Source organism: Achromobacter sp. UBA2119 (genome assembly GCF_002331005.1).
Lineage (GTDB): Bacteria > Pseudomonadota > Gammaproteobacteria > Burkholderiales > Burkholderiaceae_B > Achromobacter > Achromobacter animicus.
The window spans coordinates 208,703-226,428 of record NZ_DCYD01000019.1; the positions used below are offsets into that span (position 1 = coordinate 208,703).

At 67.2% G+C, this 17,726-nt stretch carries 15 protein-coding genes; 11 read left to right on the plus strand and 4 right to left on the minus strand.

Annotation, left to right across the window (positions count from 1 at the left end; all coding sequences use genetic code 11):
* Positions 1-21 precede the first annotated feature (21 nt).
* From B3098_RS24465 to B3098_RS24495, 7 genes are all read left to right on the plus strand, one after another.
* A complete protein-coding gene (locus B3098_RS24465) occupies positions 22-2,142 on the plus strand; it encodes a 3-hydroxyacyl-CoA dehydrogenase NAD-binding domain-containing protein (protein ID WP_286899578.1) in 2,121 nt (706 codons plus the stop codon).
* A 24-nt stretch (positions 2,143-2,166) separates the two neighbouring features.
* Positions 2,167-3,348: an acetyl-CoA C-acyltransferase gene (locus B3098_RS24470; RefSeq protein WP_105239242.1), complete on the plus strand. Its 1,182-nt coding sequence runs from the start codon at positions 2,167-2,169 to the stop codon at positions 3,346-3,348.
* Positions 3,349-3,357: 9 nt separating this feature from the next.
* Complete coding sequence (locus B3098_RS24475) at positions 3,358-4,554, plus strand: acyl-CoA dehydrogenase family protein (protein WP_286899579.1); 1,197 nt, start codon at positions 3,358-3,360, stop codon at positions 4,552-4,554.
* A gap of 9 nt (positions 4,555-4,563) precedes the next feature.
* On the plus strand, positions 4,564-5,697 hold the full coding sequence (locus B3098_RS24480) for an acyl-CoA dehydrogenase family protein (RefSeq protein ID WP_279971173.1): 1,134 nt from the start codon (positions 4,564-4,566) through the stop codon (positions 5,695-5,697).
* Between the two features lie 16 nt (positions 5,698-5,713).
* Positions 5,714-7,642: an acyl-CoA synthetase gene (locus B3098_RS24485; RefSeq protein WP_286899582.1), complete on the plus strand. Its 1,929-nt coding sequence runs from the start codon at positions 5,714-5,716 to the stop codon at positions 7,640-7,642.
* A gap of 48 nt (positions 7,643-7,690) precedes the next feature.
* Entirely contained in the window at positions 7,691-8,674 is a 984-nt protein-coding gene (locus B3098_RS24490) for a tripartite tricarboxylate transporter substrate binding protein (protein WP_279971176.1), read from the plus strand.
* Positions 8,675-8,901: 227 nt separating this feature from the next.
* Entirely contained in the window at positions 8,902-9,588 is a 687-nt protein-coding gene (locus B3098_RS24495; RefSeq protein WP_218344152.1) for a GntR family transcriptional regulator, read from the plus strand.
* Positions 9,589-9,625: 37 nt separating this feature from the next.
* Here the strand turns inward: B3098_RS24495 and B3098_RS24500 are convergent, their stop codons facing one another.
* On the minus strand, positions 9,626-10,498 hold the full coding sequence (locus tag B3098_RS24500; protein ID WP_218344153.1) for a LysR family transcriptional regulator: 873 nt from the start codon (positions 10,496-10,498) through the stop codon (positions 9,626-9,628).
* Positions 10,499-10,635: 137 nt separating this feature from the next.
* On the opposite strand from B3098_RS24500, the gene B3098_RS24505 reads away from it, so the two are divergent.
* Entirely contained in the window at positions 10,636-12,156 is a 1,521-nt protein-coding gene (locus B3098_RS24505; protein WP_286899585.1) for an MFS transporter, read from the plus strand.
* A 56-nt stretch (positions 12,157-12,212) separates the two neighbouring features.
* On the opposite strand, the gene B3098_RS24510 is transcribed toward B3098_RS24505, so the two are convergent.
* The 3 genes from B3098_RS24510 to B3098_RS24520 form a co-directional block, all read right to left on the minus strand.
* Entirely contained in the window at positions 12,213-13,496 is a 1,284-nt protein-coding gene (locus B3098_RS24510) for a cystathionine gamma-synthase family protein (RefSeq protein WP_286899587.1), read from the minus strand.
* A 175-nt stretch (positions 13,497-13,671) separates the two neighbouring features.
* Positions 13,672-14,271, minus strand: coding sequence for a thiamine pyrophosphate-dependent enzyme (locus tag B3098_RS24515; protein WP_286899588.1), 600 nt, complete (start codon positions 14,269-14,271; stop codon positions 13,672-13,674).
* On the minus strand, positions 14,271-14,807 hold the full coding sequence (locus tag B3098_RS24520; protein WP_279971186.1) for a thiamine pyrophosphate-binding protein: 537 nt from the start codon (positions 14,805-14,807) through the stop codon (positions 14,271-14,273). Before B3098_RS24520 ends, B3098_RS24515 begins: the two co-directional genes overlap by 1 nt.
* A 115-nt stretch (positions 14,808-14,922) precedes the next feature.
* Here B3098_RS24520 and B3098_RS24525 point away from each other — a divergent pair, with 115 nt between their 5' ends.
* The 3 genes from B3098_RS24525 to B3098_RS24535 all read left to right on the plus strand — a co-directional run bounded on the left by B3098_RS24525 (position 14,923) and on the right by B3098_RS24535 (position 17,704).
* Positions 14,923-15,855 (plus strand): LysR family transcriptional regulator, encoded by a 933-nt coding sequence (locus tag B3098_RS24525; protein WP_191575417.1) that lies wholly within the window; start codon positions 14,923-14,925, stop codon positions 15,853-15,855.
* A gap of 116 nt (positions 15,856-15,971) precedes the next feature.
* Positions 15,972-16,667 carry an alpha/beta hydrolase gene (locus B3098_RS24530; protein ID WP_286899591.1) on the plus strand — a complete coding sequence of 232 codons (696 nt, stop codon included), beginning with the start codon at positions 15,972-15,974 and terminating at the stop codon, positions 16,665-16,667.
* A gap of 68 nt (positions 16,668-16,735) precedes the next feature.
* Positions 16,736-17,704 carry a Bug family tripartite tricarboxylate transporter substrate binding protein gene (locus tag B3098_RS24535; RefSeq protein WP_286899592.1) on the plus strand — a complete coding sequence of 323 codons (969 nt, stop codon included), beginning with the start codon at positions 16,736-16,738 and terminating at the stop codon, positions 17,702-17,704.
* Positions 17,705-17,726: the final 22 nt, after the last annotated feature.

The following is a 17,726-nucleotide window of genomic DNA, read 5'->3' on the forward strand; positions in this document are numbered from 1 at the left end:
GCATCATTGGAGACACTGTCCATGACAGACAGCGCAAGCACCGGCGCGGCCCAGACGCGCCGCTACGAAGACATCCTGGTCATCGTCATCGACCATCCCCCCGTGAATGCCCTGAGCGCCGCCGTGCGTCGAGACTTGTCCGACGCCATCGCCCAGGCGCAGACGGACGCGCGGGTCCGCGCGATTCTGCTGATGGGCGCCGGCAAGAACTTCATCGCGGGCGCGGACATCCGCGAGTTCGGCAAGCCGCCGCAACCGCCCCTGCTACCCGACCTGTGCAACCAGATCGAAGCCAGCGCCAAGCCGGTCGTCGCGGCGCTGCACGGCGCAACGCTGGGCGGCGGGCTGGAGATCGCCCTGGCGGCGCACTATCGCGTGGCGCTGGCTACTGCCAAGTTGGGTCTGCCCGAAGTGAACCTGGGCCTCCTGCCCGGCGCGGGCGGCACGCAGCGCGCGCCGCGCCTGATGGGCGCACAGGCCGCGCTGGACCTGATGCTGACCGGCAAGCACTTGCCCGCCGAAGCCGCCCTGGCTTCGGGGCTGGTCGACGTGCTGTCCGCAGAGGAGGATCCGCTGGACGCAGGCCTTGCCTACACGCGCGAACTGCTGGCGCTGAACGCAGGCCCGCGCCGCACGCGTGATGCGGCCGAGGCTCTCTCAGACCGGCAAGCGCAACTGGCGGTGGTGGATGCCGCCGCCGAACGCGTCGCCGCTACCACCCGCGGCCTGTACTCGCCTGCAAAGATCGTCGACGCGGTGCGCGCAGCCATCGAACAGCCCTTCGACGAAGGCCTGCGCATCGAGCGCGCGCTCTTCCTGCAATGCCTGGACAGCCCGCAGCGCGCGGCGTTGGTCCACGCGTTTTTTGCCGAACGCGAAACCACCAAGATTCCCGAGCTGAAGGAAGCGCGCTCACGCCGCCTGGAACGCGTGGGCATCGTCGGTGGCGGCACCATGGGCGCAGGCATCGCCGTGGCGGTGCTGGATGCGGGACTGCCGGTGGTGATGGTGGAACAGGACGACGCTGCGCTCGCGCGGGGCCGCGCGCGGGTCGAACAGGTGTACGACCTGCTGGTCAAGAAAGGCCGGATCACGGCCGACGACCGCGCAGCGCGCATGGCGCGCTACACCGGAGCCACCAGCTATGACGCGCTGGGCGAGGCAGACCTCATCATCGAAGCTGTGTTCGAGGACATGGCCGTCAAGCAGGCGGTCTTCGCGCAACTGGATCGCGTTGCCAAGCCCGGCGCCGTGCTGGCCACCAACACCTCTTACCTGGACGTGGACCGCATCGCCGAAGCGACGCGCGGACCGGCCGACGTGCTGGGGCTGCACTTCTTCTCGCCGGCCAACATCATGAAGCTCATGGAGATCGTGGTCGGCCGCCACACCGCGCCGGACACCGTGGCAACCGGCTTCGAGCTGGCGCGACGGCTGCGCAAGATTCCCGTGCGCGCGGGCGTGTGCGATGGCTTCATCGGCAACCGCATCCTGGCCGTGCACCGGCAGGCGGCCGACATGATGATGGAGGATGGCGCCTCGCCTTATGACATCGACGCCGCCGTGCGCGCGTTTGGCTATCCGATGGGCCCGTACCAGATGGCCGATCTGGCCGGCGGAGACATCGGCTGGGCGACGCGCAAACGCCGCGCCGCCACCCGCGACCCGGCGCTGCGCTACGTGCAGATTCCTGACCGCCTCTGCGAGCGCGGCTGGTTCGGTCAGAAGACAGGCCGCGGCTTTTATCTGTATCCCGACGGGGCGCGCCAGGGCACGCCGGACCCGGAAGTGCTTGCCATCATCGACGAAGAACGCCGACGCGCCGGTGTCACGCCGCGGCCGTTCACGCAGGAAGACATCCTGCGCCGCTACCTGGCCGCGATGGTCAACGAAGCGGCGAACGTGCTGCACCAGGGCATCGCGCTGCGTCCGTCCGACATCGACGTCGTGTTCCTGTCCGGCTATGGCTTTCCGCGCCACCGCGGCGGCCCGATGCACTACGCCGACAGCGTGGGCCTGCAAAGCATTCTTGCCGACATCCGCAGCTATGCGAAGGAAAACCCCGCGTTCTGGAAGCCGTCGCCGCTGCTCGTGGAACTGGCCGAGTCCGGCCGCACCTTCGGCAGCCTGAACGCCGCCTGATCCGAATTCATCCTAGGAACCCTCATGCGTGAAGCCGTCATCGTTTCCACTGCCCGCACCCCCATCACCAAGGCGGGGCGCGGCGAATTCAACCTGATTGCCGGGCCCACGTTGGCCGCGCACGCCGTGCGCGCCGCCGTGGACCGCGCCGGCATCGACCCCGCGCTGATCGAAGACGCGTTCATCGGCTGCGGCTATCCGGAAGGCGCCACCGGGCGCAACATCGGCCGCCAGGCCGTGATCCGCGCGGAGCTGCCCGTCAGCGTCGGCGGCGCCACCATCAACCGCTATTGCGCATCCGGCCTGCAGGCGATCGCGTCGGCCGCGAGCCGCATCGTGATGGACGGCGCGCCCGCCGTGATTGCGGGCGGCGTCGAGCTGGTGTCGCAGATCCGCACCCGCGACGATGGCGTCAGCGGCATGGACCCGTGGATCGTCGCCAACAAGCCCGAACTTTATCTGCCCATGATCGAGACCGCCGACATCGTGGCTGCCCGCTACGGCATCAGCCGCGAGGCGCAGGACCGCTTTGCCGCGCAAAGCCAGGCGCGCACCGAGGCCGCGCAAGCCGCGGGCCGCTACCGCGAGGAAATCATTCCGGTCACCACCACCATGTCCGTCACGGACCGCGCCACCGGCGCCGTCACCGAACGCGAAGTGACGGTGGACAAGGACACCTGCAACCGTCCCGGCACGACTTACGAGGCGCTGGCCGGCCTGGCGCCCGTGCGCGGCGAAGGCCAGTTCGTCACGGCGGGCAATGCCTCGCAGTTGTCCGACGGCGCGGCCGCCTGCGTGCTGATGGAAGCGGCCGAGGCACAGCGCGCCGGCATCCGTCCGCTGGGCGCGTTTCGCGGCCTTGCCATCGCCGGCTGCGAGCCGGACGAAATGGGCATCGGCCCGGTTTACGCGGTGCCCAAGCTGCTGGCGCGCCACGGCCTGAAAGTGCAGGACATCGACCTGTGGGAGCTGAACGAGGCCTTTGCCTCGCAGGCCCTGTATTGCCAGGAAAAGCTGGGCATCCCCATGGACCGCCTGAACGTGGACGGCGGTTCCATTGCGCTGGGTCACCCCTTCGGCGTCACCGGCGCGCGGCTGGCTGGCCATGTCCTGATCGAAGGCCGCCGCCGCGGCGCCCGCTATGCCGTCGTCACGATGTGCATTGGTGGCGGCATGGGCGCGGCCGGCCTGTTTGAAATCTACTGAGAGACCCGCATGGATCTGGAATTCACCCCCGAAGAAATCGCCTTCCGCGACGAAGTGCGCGCCTTTCTGGACGCCAGGCTGCCCCGGCGTCTGGCGGAGAAGGTTGGCGAAGGCAAGCTGCTGACGCGTGACGACATGACCGAATGGCACGCGATCCTGAACGCGCAAGGCTGGCTGGCCACGCACTGGCCCGAGGAATACGGCGGCACCGGCTGGACGGCTGCGCAGAAGTACATTTTCGACAACGAATGCGCACTGGCCAACGCCCCGCGCATCGTGCCGTTCGGCCTGAGCATGCTGGGGCCCGTGCTGATCAAGTACGGCACCGAGGCGCAGCGCCGGTACTGGCTGCCGCGTATTCTCGACGGCTCGGACTGGTGGTGCCAGGGCTACTCCGAACCCGGCGCAGGCTCGGACCTGGCGTCGCTGAAAACCACCGCCGTGCGCGATGGCGACAGCTACGTCGTCAACGGCCAGAAGACGTGGACCACGCTGGGCCAGTACGCCAACATGATCTTCTGCCTGGTGCGGACCTCGCAGGAAGGCCGGCGCCAGGAAGGCATCAGCTTTCTCCTGATCGACATGAACAGCCCGGGCATCGAAGTGCGCCCCATCATCACGCTGGACGGTGAACACGAAGTCAACGAAGTGTTCTTCTCGGACGTGCGCGTGCCCGTCGAAAGCCTGGTGGGCGAGGAAAACCGCGGCTGGACGTGCGCCAAATATCTGCTGACCTATGAGCGCACCAACATTGCGGGCGTGGGCCAGTCCACGGCCGCGCTGGAACGCCTGAAGGCCGTGGCCGCGCGCCAGAAGCGGCATGGGCGCCCGCTGACCGAAGACCCGGATTTTGCTGCGCGGCTGGCGCGCGTCGAGATCGAGCTGGCCAACATGCGCACGACCAACCTGCGCGTGGTCGCGGCCGTGGCCGGCGGTGGCGCGCCCGGCGCGGAGAGTTCGATGCTGAAGATCCGCGGCACGCAGATCCGTCAGGAGATCAGCGCCTTGAACCGCCGCGCCATGGGACCGTACGCACGCCCCTTCGTGCCCGAGGCGCTGCACGACGGCTACGATGCGCCGCCCATCGGCCCGGACGGCGCCAACAGCGCCGCAGCGCAGTACTTCAACAACCGCAAGCTGTCGATCTTCGGCGGCTCCAATGAAATCCAGAAGAACATCATCTCCAAGATGATCCTGGGACTGTAAGGGCTGGCCATGAATTTCGAACACACCGAAGACCGGCGCATGCTCTCGGACATGCTGCGCCGCTTTGTCGCCGAGCAATACGACTTTGCCACCCGCATGCGCCACGCCGAATCGCCGCAGGGGTACAGCCCTGAATTCTGGCATCGCTACGCAGAGCTGGGCGCCATCGGCGCGCTGTTCACCGAGGCGGACGGCGGGCTGGGCGGCGCGGGCTTTGACATCTCTGTCGTCTTTGAAGCGCTGGGCCGCGGCATGGTCGTGGAACCCTTCCTGGATGCGGTGATGGTGGGCAGCGCGATCGCATCAAAGGGCACGCCCCAACAGCGCGAGGCGCTGGAAGGCCTGATCGCCGGCAGCCTGACCGCCGCATTGGCCCAAGCCGAACCGCAATCCGGCTACGACCTCAACCAGGTGCAGACGCGTGCGCAACGCAGCGCCGACGGCTGGGTGCTCAATGGCGCCAAGGCCGTCGTCTACGCAGGCGAACACGCGGATCTCTTCCTGGTGTCGGCGCGCACGTCGGGCGCTGACGACGACGAGGCCGGCATCAGCCTGTTTCTGGTGACCAAGGCGACGCCCGGCGTGAGCCTGCGCGGCTACGGCCTGATCGACGGCGGGCGCGCGGCGGAGCTTGTGCTGGACAACGTGCAGCTCGGACCCGGCGCGTTGCTGGGCGAGGCGGACGCCGGTTACCCGCTGCTGGAGCGCGCCGTGGGACGCGGCATCCTGGCGCTGTGCGCCGAGGCCGTCGGTGCGATGGACTGCGCGCGCGACGCCACGCTGGAATACCTGCGCACGCGCCGCCAGTTTGGCGCACCGCTCGGAAGCTTCCAGGCCTTGCAGCACCGCATGGCCGACGTGCTGCTGGAGATCGAACAGGCGCGTTCGGCCGTCATCAACGCGGCCGCCGCCGTCGACCACCCCGACCGCGTCACGCGCGAACGCGCGCTGTCGGCCGCCAAGGTCACCATCGGGCGCATCGGCACGCTGGTGGCCGAAGAATGCATCCAGCTGCATGGCGGCATCGGCATGACCTGGGAGTTGCCGCTGGCGCACTACGCCAAGCGCCTGGTCATGATCGACCATCAGTTGGGCGACGAAGACCACCACCTGCGCCGCTACATTGCGCTGGGGCAGGCATGAACGCGGACGCACGGCCATGATCGAATCCCGTTCCGCCACCCTCTCCCGCCCCTTCGCCGCGCCCTTCCCGGTGCGCACCGCAGAGGACGTCCAGCGGCTGCAGGCGCGGCCGCTGGAAGAAACGCTGACGGTGCAGAGCACCTACGAAATTTTCTGCAACTCCGCGGCCGCGTTTGGCGAACGACGCGCGCTGACCTTCCTGCGCAGCGCGGATCCCGCCGACGACGCCATCAGCTGGACCTATCAGGACCTGCTGGCCGGCATCCACCAGACCGCCAACCTGCTGCACAGCCTGGGCATCCGCGAAGGCGACGCCGTGGGCGTGCTGCTGCCCGGCTGCCTGGAGTACCACCTTGCCCTCTGGGGCGGCGAGGCGGCCGGCATTGTTCAACCGCTCAATCCGCTGCTCACCGAAGACAAGCTGGCATCGCTGATGACGACGGCCGGCGCCAAGGCGCTGATCGCCTATGGATCCGACGTGGAGTGCGGCTCGTGGTCCAAGGCGCTGCGTCTGATGGAGCGCGTGCCGACCCTGAAGTCGCTGTTGCGCGTAGCGCCGTGGCATGAAGCCGAAGCGGACCGCCCCGCGCTGTCGGACTTCGCGATGGATTTCAATGCGGCGCGTGCGGCCCAGCCTTCCGACCGGCTGGTCAGCGAACGCGTCATCCGCGCCAGCGATGTGGCGGCCTACTTCCACACGGGCGGCACCACGGGCGCGCCCAAGCTGGCGATCCACACGCACGCCAATCAGGTGTTTTCCGCCTGGGCGGCCGTGCAACTGCAAAACGCAGGTCCCGGCGATGTGGTCATCAATGGCTATCCGCTGTTTCATGTGGCGGGCGTGCTGCCGGCATCGCTGGCGGCGTTGTCGTCCGGCGTCGAAACCGTCATTCCCACCACCCTGCTGCTGCGCAACCGCGACGTGCTGCGCAATTACTGGCGCCTTGTCGAAAAGCACCGCGCGACCTCCCTGCAGGGCGTGCCGACCATCCTGGCCGCGTTGGCGGAGGTGCCGTTGGCCGGCGCCGACATTTCATCGCTCCGTTACTGCCGCACCGGCGCCGCACCCCTGCCCGCCGAGCTGGCCGCGCGCTTCAAGCGCCTCTTCGGCCTGCACGTCAGCGAAAGCCTGGGCATGACCGAAATGGCGGGCATCACCTCGATCTCGCCCCCCGGCTGCGAATTCCCCGTCAACTGCGTGGGGTTCCCGCTGCCGTATGTGCAAATCCGCATCGTCAGCCTGGACATGCCCGCGGGCCAGCCCGCGCGCGATCTGCCGCCCGGCACGCCGGGCATGGTGCTGATCAAGGCGCCGAACGTCATCCCCGGTTTTCTGGACCCCGACGACACCGCGCGCGCCTTCACCGAAGACGGCTGGCTCGTCAGCGGCGACGTCGGCCTGATGGATGCCGAAGGCCGCCTGCATCTGCAGGGCCGCGCCAAGGACCTGATCATCCGCGGCGGCCACAACATCGACCCCAAGACTATCGAGGACGCGCTTGCCAGACACCCGGCGGTGCAGCTTTGCGCGGCAGTCGGCGCGCCCGATGCCTACGCGGGCGAATTGCCCATCGCCTTCGTCACGCTGGCCGAAGGCAGCGTGGTGACCGAGGCGGAATTGGTGGCTTACGCCGCTGAGCACGTGGACGAAGGCCCCGCACGGCCCAAGCGGGTCGTCGTGCTGGAGACCATGCCGATGACCAACGTGGGCAAGATCTACAAACCCGATTTGCGCCGCCTGGCGACCGCCGTGTCGGTCGAAGCCGTGGTGGCGCGTACCCTGCAAGCGGCTGGCCGCGCGCAAGACGATCCCGTCTTCCGCGTGCTGGCCGATGCGCAACCGGATGTCGCCGTAGAAGCCGGCGCCGGTGCGCCCGTGCCGCTGAAAGCCCAGCTGCGCGAAGCGCTGTCCCGGCTGCCCGTCAAGGTCGACTTGCGCGACTGACTGGCCGCCCATAACAACCATCAGGCAAACCACCAGGAGACAAACAATATGAACCGACTTCCCCTGCGACGCGCTGTCCTTACCGCCCTGACGCTCACGCTGGCAAGCGCCGCGTTGCCCTTTTCCGCCAGCGCCCAGACGGACTTTCCCACCAAGCCCATTACCCTGATCGTGCCCTTCCCGGCCGGCGGATCCACCGACCGCCACCTGCGGATCGTTGCGCAGGACGCCTCGAAACACCTGGGCCAGCCCGTCATCGTGGAAAACCGGCCCGGCGCCGGCGGCACGCTGGGCACGGCGACCATGGCCAAGACGGCCAAACCGGACGGCTACACCATCGCCCTGTATACGCTTGCGATGCTCCGCATGCCCTACATGCAGAAAAGCAGCTGGGATCCGATCAACGATTTCACCTTCATCCTGGGCCTGTCGGGCTATACCTTCGGCTTCACGGTGCGCTCCGATTCGCCGTACAAGACCTTCAACGAATACATCGAGGCGGCGCGCAAGGCGCCCGGCAAGATCGATTACGGCTCCACCGGCATCGGCTCGTCGCCGCATCTGATCATCGAAGAGATCGCCATCAACGCCAACGTCAAGCTCAACCACGTGCCGTTCAAGGGCAACGCCGACATGCAGCAGGCGCTGCTGGGCGGCCATGTCATGGCGCAGAGCGACGCCACCGGTTGGGACCAGTTCGTCGATTCCGGCAAGATGCGCCTGCTGGTCACCTTTGGCGAAAAGCGAACCACGCGGTGGCCCGACGTGCCGACCGCGCAAGAGCTGGGCTACAAGGTCGTGTCCACGTCGCCGTATGGTCTGGCCGGTCCGAAGGGCATGGACCCGGCGGTCGTGAAGATCCTGCACGATGCGTTCAAGAAGGCGCTGTTCGACCAGGCCAGCATGGACGTCATGAAGCAGCTCAATCAGGAACCGGCCTACCGCAGCAGCGAGGACTACAAGGCGTGGGCGCAGGCCACCTTCGTCAAGGAAAAGGCATTGATCGAAAACCTGGGGCTGATGGCCAAGTAGCGGGCAAGCTGGCGGGACGAGCAAGTGGGACGGACGCCGGGAGGACAGGGGAACGCCGGCAGGCGCTGCTGCCCCGGTCCCCGCGCAGCGCGCAGCCCCGCACCCTTAGCGTGCAGCGTGCAGCATGCAGACAGATTTTGTATGCAAGAAATGTCTGCCGTCCCGGCCGCCTTTTGTTAGACTGGCTGCCCGACGATTTCCCGCTACCGGCAGCCCTGCCGCGCCTCATGAATCAGGACGTCCAGCCAGACCCCAGCGCCGACGACATCGCCCAGGAAGTGTCCGCCGCCATCGTGGCGCACAAGCTTCCGCCCGGCACCCGGCTGCGCGAGGAGGCCCTGGCCCGGGTCTACAAGGTCAGCCGCACCAAGATCCGCGCCGCGCTCCTGATGCTGTCCAAGGACAAGCTCATCAACATCGTTCCGGACAAGGGCGCCTTCGTCAGCAAGCCCGACGCGAACGAGGCGCGCGAGGTCTACGCCGTGCGCCGCATCCTGGAAGCGGCATTGGCCCGGGAATTCGTGGCCTGCGCCAAGACCGCCGACTTCCGCCGCATCGATGCGCATCTGGCCGAGGAACGCCGGGCCCTGGAAAGCGGCGACGTGCAGGCGAGAAACCGGTTGCTCAGCCAGTTCCACATCTTGCTTGCCGAAACCGTGGGCAACTCGGTGCTGACCGGCATGCTGCGCGAATTGTCGGCGCGCAGCGCGGTGATCACCGTGCTGTATCAAAGCTCTCACGACGCCAATTGCTCGTCGCGCGAGCATCACGCCTTCATCGAGGCGGCGCGCGCCGGCGACGCCGATCGCGCCTGCGCCCTGATGGACGAACATCTGGAGCACGTGCTGGCCGCGCTGGATTTCAGCGGTGACCGGCAGGCGGGCAGCGATCTGGTCGCCGCGCTGCTGAGCTGAGACGCGGCTGGCCTGACGCGCTTTCCGCTCCGCAGCGCTATCCCGCCCGCAGCAATTGCTCCATGCGCTGCTGAAGCCAGCGTTCCGTCTCGTTCAACACGGCCCCTTGCAGCCACAACGTGCGCACGGACAGCATCGGCAACGCCAGTTCCGCGCACGGCACCGGCGTCAGCGTGGTGCTGAAGCTCTCGTATTCCGCGATATTCAGCGGCAGGATCGCAAAGCCCAGGCCGTCGGCCACCATGCCCGCGATGCTGTAGAAGCTGTCGGTGCGCCACACCGTGGGACTGAGCACCATGTCCTCCACGCCTTCCATCTGCATGACCAGTTGGCGGTGACGCGCCAGGTCTTCGCGCGACACCTGCGGCAGCGCAGCCAGCGGATGGCCAGACGCCACGAAGATCCCCTGCGCCACGTTGCCCAGCGAACGGTGCGCAAAGTCGCTGCCGGGGTCGCCCCGGTCGAAGTGGAACGCGATGCTGGCCCGGCCCTGCCGCACGTAATCGGCAACCTCGGTCGCGGTGCCATTCAACTGCGTCAGCTCAAGCGCCGGGAATCGCTCGGCGAGTTCCAGCGCCAGCGCGCCTAGCACCAGATACGGCAAGGCCTCGTCCAGCGCAATCGACAGTCGCGCCTCCTGGCCACCGGCAAACGCCAGCGCGCGCTGCGACAGCCCGCCCGCCTGGCGCAGCAGTTCTTTCGCTTCCCGCAGCATCACCTCGCCGGCCGGCGTCAGCACCGCATTGCGGCGCGACCGGTCAAAGAGTTCCACGCCCAGATCCGCCTCCAGCAGGCCCACCGCCGTGCTGACCGCGGACTGGGCGCGGCCGATGCGGCGGGCCGCCGCCGAGAACGACCCGGCCTCAGCCGCCGCCACGAATTGCCGTAATTGGTCCAAGGTCCATTGCATGGCGACCTCCTTTCAACCCATCGATTTTATAGATGTAATCCAACTTTTTATGGCGGATATGTAGATGGATAATGCCAGCCCGTGATCCCAAGCGCGCACGCCGCGACTGGAAACACGGTCTTCATAGGAGTAGAACCATGCAGCGGACTCATTCGAACGCTGTCGCCGCGGCCACCCCCGGCCGCTGGCTGGTGCTGGCCATCGTGTCCAGCGCCTTGCTGCTGATCGTCGTCGACATGACGGTCCTGTACACCGCCCTGCCGCGGCTCACCCACGAACTGGGCGTCACCGCATCCGCCAAGCTGTGGATCGTGAACGTATACGCGTTGGTCGTGTCCGGCCTGTTGCTGGGCATGGGCACGCTGGGCGACCGGCTGGGTCACAAGCGCCTTTTCATGATGGGGCTGGCCGTATTCGGCGCGGCGTCGCTCGCCGCCGCCTATTCGCCCGGCGCGGTCGTCCTGATCGCGGCGCGTGCGCTGCTGGGTGTGGGCGCGGCGATGATGATGCCCGCCACGCTGTCCATCCTGCGCCTGGCGTTTGCCGACGAGCGCGAGCGCGCCGTGGCGATTGGCGTCTGGGCGTCGGTCGCCTCGGGCGGCGCCGCGCTCGGACCCGTCGTGGGCGGCCTGCTGCTGGAGCATTTCTGGTGGGGCTCGGTGTTTCTCATCAACGTCCCCATCGTGCTGCTGGCGCTGCCGCTGGCCTGGTGTTTCATCCCGGCAAGCCAGCCCGACGCATCGCGGCCGTGGGATCTGATCGGCTCCTTGCAGGTGATGGCGGGCATGATCCTGTCTGCCTATGCGCTCAAGGAACTGGGCCGCGCGTCGCCGTCGTGGATGCACGCCATCGTGGCCTGCGCGGCGGGCGCCGCCATGCTGGCCGTTTTCGTGCGCCGTCAGCGGCGGCGGCCCTATCCGCTGATCGACTTCGCCATCTTCCGCAACGCGTCCTTCAGTTCGGCCGTGGCCGCCGCCTTGTTTGCCGCCGCGGCGCTGCTGGGCATGGAGCTGGTGTTCAGCCAACGCTTGCAACTGGTGCTGGGCATGTCGCCGATCCAGTCCGCGCTGTTCATCCTGCCGCTGCCGCTGGCCGCCTTTGTCGCCGGGCCGCTCGCGGGCCTGTTGCTCGGGCGCGTGGGCAGCCGGCGCATGCTGTTCCTGTCGCTGGTGGTGTCAGGCGCGGGTATGGGCGGGTACCTCCTGACCTATGATGCGGCGGTCATCCCGCAGATGATCAGCCTGTGCGTGCTGGGACTGGGCATCGGCGCCACCATGACCGCCGCGTCCAGCACCATCATGCAAAGCGCCACACCCGAACGCGCGGGCATGGCGGCCTCGATCGAGGAAGTCTCATATGAACTGGGCGGCGCGCTGGGCGTGACGCTGATGGGCTCGATCCTGTCGGGCGTGTATGCGCAGTCGCTGTCGCTGCCGGCGGGGGTGGCAGCGACCGGCGCGGCGCGCGACAGCCTGGACGAGGCGCTCGTCGCCGCCGAAAGCCTGCCCACGGAACTGGCGGCCACGCTGACCGAAATGGCGCGTGGCGCCTTCGAGACGGGCTACGCGGCGGTGATTGCGACCGCCACGATCATGCTGCTGGGCACCGCCGCGTTCGTGCTGCTGAACCGCGCCCGCCGGACGGTGCAACCGGGCTGACGTCACGGGGCGCGTCGCTAGCGGCGCGCCGACGGGCGGCGCTCTGCCTGTACCGATCAGCCGTTGCGGAACGCGTGGTCCATGTCCGCGATCAGGTCTTCCTCGTGCTCCAGGCCGATCGACACCCGGATCAGGCCTTCGGACACGCCCGCGGCATCACGCTCCGCCGCGGGCACGCCGGAATGCGTGGTCGACGCCGGATGGCACACCAGCGTCTCCGTGCCGCCCAGGCTGACGGCCGAACGGAACAGATGCAGCGCATTGATGAAGCGGAAGGCGCGCTCGCGGCCGCCGTCCAGCACGAAGGCGAACGTCGAACCCGGCCCGGTGCATTGGCGCTTGTAGACCTCCTGATAGGCGCGATCCGTAATCAGTTCCGGGTGGAACACCTGCACCTTTTCGTGCGGATTGCCCGCCAGCCATTCCGCCACGCGGGTTGCCGTGCGTGCCGCCTGCTTCATGCGCAGGACCACCGTTTCCATTGACCGCGTGATCATCCAGCACGAATGCGGATCCAGTTGCGACCCGAAGGCGCTGCGGATCGCGCGCACTTTCTTGATGAGCTCCTTGCTGCCGGTGACCGCCCCCGCCACCAGATCGCTATGGCCGCCCACGTACTTGGTCAGCGAGTACACCGACAGGTCCACCCCGTGCTCCGCCGGCTTCTGGAAGATCGGCCCGAGCAGCGTGTTGTCGCACACCGAAATCGGCCGGTAGCCGTGTCGCGTCTGAAACGCATCCAGCTCGTTCCTCATGGCCTCGAAATCGAACAGCGCGTTGGTCGGATTGGCGGGCGTCTCCACATAAAAGAGCTTGACCGGCCCCTTGGCAGCGGCCGCGTCCAGCGCCAAGCGCATGTTGCGCGGCGAAAGCCCGTCCGCCACGGGATATGAACCGACACCCCACTCCGGAAAGATCTTGCCGATCAGCGTCTCGGTGCCGCCATAGAGCGGCACGGATTGCACCAGCTGGTCGCCCGGCCGCAGAAAGGCCATGAGCACTGCGCTGATCGCGGACATGCCGCTGGAAGTCACGGCGGCATCCTGCGAGCCATCCAGCAGCGACAGCCGATCTTCCACGATCTCCAGATTGGGATGATTGAACCGGCTGTACACCAGCCCCGCCGTCTCGCCCTGCGGCAAGGGCTTGCGGCCGGACACCAAGTCAAAGAACGCCGCGCCGTCCTCGGCCGTGCGGAACGCGAAGGTGGACGTCAGAAACACCGGCGGCTTGACCGCCCCCTCGGACAGATAGGGATCGTAGCCATAGGACATCATCTGCGTTTCGGCATGCAAGGGGCGGCCGAAGATGTCTTTCTTGTGATAGCTCGAGTACGTCATGGTGTGCCTCATTCTGGTGTTCCAGCCGACCGGGCGGGCGCGTCACGCATCTTCCAGACAATAACGCCGCGTGGCGGGGGAGTTATTGCAGGTTGTGACGTGCCGCCGACGCGTAGCAGGGGTTCTGCGCCTCGAACCAAGCACCCGAGATGGCAGCCCAAGGGGCTGCCGCTGCTCAGAACGTCGAAAATCCCAGGGCGGCCCTGAAGCGGTTCTTGACGTACACGCCGTCGCGCGGCGGCAGCGCGCGCGGCGGTTCGTCCGGCATGATGAACACCTGGGCGAAGGCGACACCACGACGCGCCATCACGCGCTCGGCGACTTCGCCCGCCCTGCCCGTTTCCCTGACGGCAAACGCGTCCTTGATGCCGAACCCCTGCGCCACGGCCACCAGGTCCGTGCCCAGGCTGGTGTGGCTGCGCTGCATCCCGGTCTCGCCGAAGTGGCCGTTGTCCAGCACCACGATGGTCAGGTTCCTGGGCTGCTTGGCGCCGACGGTGCCCAGCGTGCCCACGCCCATCAACTGTTCACCGTCACCCGTGATGACAAGCACGGGCCGGTCCGGTTGCGCAAGCGCCAGGCCAAGGCCAAGCGCCACGGCGCCGCCCATGGCGCCCCATAGATAAAAATTCTTGTCCCGGTCGCCCGCGGCAAAGACGTCATAGGATGGTGAGCCCAGGCCCGACACGATCAGCGCGTCCGGCGAAGCCGCGATCAGTTGCGACACGAAGGCGCGGCGGTCCACGGCGCCCGAAGCATTCAAGGTGGTCGACATCAGTTGCGCTCCCACTTCTTACGTCCAATCAAGGTTTGCGACAGCAGGACGGCCACCTGCTCGCCGGCCAGAAATGCGGAATCGGCAGCGGCACTGACGATCTCTCCGACCTCGTCGGGGTTCGACGCCCGCAGCACCGTGATGCCCATCAGCTCAAGCGCCTGCTGGGTCGTCTTGCCCATAGGCCCCTGCCATGGATTGAATTCCGCGTACTCGCCGCGCATCGTCACCAGCGTGAGAAAGGGAAAGTTGCAGCTGCGCAGCAGCGAGAACATGTTCACGCAATTGCCCACGCCGCTGCTTTGCATCAGCAGCGCGGCGCGCTGGCCGCCCAGCCACGCGCCGCTGACGACGGCCACGCCCTCTTCTTCCGTGGTCAGCACCACGTCGATGATTTCCGGATCAAGTTGCGCCTGCCGGATGGCATAGGAATGGCCGGCGTCCGGCACGTAGGCGATCTGGCGGACGCCGCCGGCTTTCAGCGCGTCGAACACGGCTTGCTGCCAGGCAGGCGCCTCGGTGGTGGTTGTAGTCATGAGTGGATTTCCCGGTGGCTAAGTGCTGCGAGGCATCTTATATCGCTATAGAATCGCCAACTAAATAGAATTTCCTGATGGAAATCATCACCCTTGCGCATACCCGGAGCCGCAGATGGACTTGAAGCAACTGAAGGCGTTCGTGACCGTGGCCGAGACCGGCAGCGTGACCAGCGCCGCCCGCCTGTTGAACATCGTGCAGCCGGCGGTTTCCCGGCAACTGAAGCTGCTGGAAGACGATATCGGCACGCCGCTCTTCACGCGCGGCCGCCTTGGCATGGAACTGACGGATGCCGGCAAGACGCTCGAGGACTATGCGCGGCGCGCCCTGAACGAACTGGACCGCGCCCGCGCCGAGATCCGGCCGTCCAGCGGCACGGTAGGCGGCATCGTCACCGTGGGCCTGCTGCCCAGCACGGCCGACATGCTGTCCAGCGCGTTGCTGTCCGCCGTGGCGGCCCACTATCCCGGCATCCGCCTGCGGCTGACGTCTGGGTATGCCGGACACCTGCAGTCGTGGCTGGAGACCGGCGACGTGGACATCGCGCTGCTGTACGAGTCCAAGCCGAATCCCGCGCTGAAATTCCGCACCTTGCTGGAGGAGAGCCTGTGGTTCGTGGGCCCGCCGGACAGCGGACTCGATACCCGCACGCCCGTTCGCATGGCTGACATCATCGGCCGGCCGCTTGTGCTGCCGGGCGCGCCGCATGGATTGCGCTCGCTGGTCGAACAGGCCGCGCGCACGCAGGAGACCGAGCTGCACATCGTGGCCGAGACCAATGCGATGAGCGTGCAGAAGCGCCTGGTGCTGGACGGCCACGGCTATACCATCCTGCCCTCGATCGCCGTGGCCGACGACGTGGATCGCGCAATCCTGGCCGCCGCCCCGGTCGTGGATCCGCTGCTGGTGCGGCGCATCGTGTTGGCGCAACCCGCCACCCGGCCCATCGCCAATTCCGTGCATTGCGTCATGAACGAATTGATCCAATGCGCTCGCGATGCGGTGCGCAATGCGCGCTGGCCTTCCGCCCGGTGGTTGGCCAAGTAGCCCCGTGCGCCGCCCGCGCCATCTCCCGCTGTGATGAAACCCATCACGAAATTCTATTTATTCGGCTTTTTCATAACGGATTAATCTGGGGCACCTGACAGCGCTTTTTGGCCGACATGTCCCACCTGATTGATATCGAACTCATCGCCGGCGCAAGGACGGAAACACGGCTGATCCCCGGTCCGGCCGGCCCGCTGGAATTGCTGATTGACCGCCCCGCCACGCCGCGTGTCGGGGTGGCCATCGTCACCCATCCACAGCCGCTGTTGGGCGGCACGCCTCGCCACAAGATCCCGCACAGACTGGCGCACGGCGTCCGGGACGCCGGATGGCTTGCGATACGGCCGAGCTTTCGGGGCGTGGGCGCCAGCGCCGGCGTGTATGACCATGGCTTGGGCGAAGCCGAAGACATTCTTGCCGTCGTGCATGCCGTGCGCGCCGAGTCCCCCGATACGCCGCTGGCGCTCATTGGCTTTTCATTCGGCGCTTACGCCCTGGCCCACGCGATTCGCGCGCTGGCCGACCAGGACGCCGCGCCTGCCGCCGCCATCCTGGCCGGGCTGCCGGTAGGCGCCGTCGAGGCAGACCGGGTCTACGACACGCCTCCCTTGCCCGCCGACGTGGTGCTGATCCATGGCGAATCGGACACGCAGGCGCCCTTGGCGCCGCTGCTGGCGTGGGCACGGCCCACCTCTCATCCGATCATCGTCGTGCCCGGCGCGGACCACTTTTTCAGCCATTCGCAAGACCTGCTGCTGTCCCTGGTCCTTGCGCATCTTCCCAAGGAGGCCGCCAAGGCTCGTACAGATTGATCGCGGCGCCTTTTCACACCTCCCCGACACGCCACCGAGCAAGAGGGAGGGTTCAACAAGGAGACACCATGCGCTTTCCCATCACGCGTTGGGCGTGCGGCGCCCTCGCATCCGCGTTCAGCGCGGCCGTCATGGCGGCCGCCCCGTATCCGGACAAACCGATACGCCTCATCGTGCCGTGGCCCGCGGGCGGCTCGGCGGACACCATTGGCCGATCGCTGGGCGATGCCTTGGGCAAGCGTCTGAATGCGACGGTCGTGGTCGAAAATGTGGCGGGCGCTTCCGGCACCATCGCAACCACCCAATTCGCCCGCGCCGCGCCGGACGGCTACACCCTCCTGCTGGCCAGCAGCTCGGCCAACGTCTCGGCGCCCAATCTGTATGCCAAGGTGCATTTCGACCCCATCAAGGACTTCACGCCGATCGGTGAAGTCGCGCTGGTGCCCAGCGTGCTCATCGTCCCGGAGAACTCGCCGTTCAAGCGTCCGGCCGACATCGTGGCGGCGGCGCGCAAGCAACCCGGCAAACTGACCTACGGCTCGGGCGGCACCGGCAATTCGGGACATCTGTCGGGCGAACTGTTTCGCGCGATCAACAAGATCGAGGTCACGCATGTGCCGTATAAGGGCAACAACCCTGCCTTAACCGACCTGATGGGCGGGCGGCTGGACTACATGTTCGACAACGGCGCCATCGGGCACATCCAGAGCCGGCGCGTCCGCGCGTTGGCCGTTGCCGCCGACGCCCGGCTCAAGGCCATTCCAGACGTGCCCACGTTCGAGGAACTGGGCATGGCGGGCATGCAACTGACCACGTGGTTCGGTCTGGCGGCGCCTGCCGGCACACCCGCGCCCATCGTGGACAAACTGAGCAGCGCCCTGAACGCCGTGATGTCCGATCCCGCCTATTCCCAACGGCTCATCGCCATGGGCGCGGAACTGCGGCAAAGCACGCCCGCGGCCTTCACGGCGTTCTGGGCAGAGGAACTGGACCGCTACCGCCAGCTCATCCAGTCCGCAGGCATCCAGGTCAACTGACACGCCATGGCGCATGGCAGCC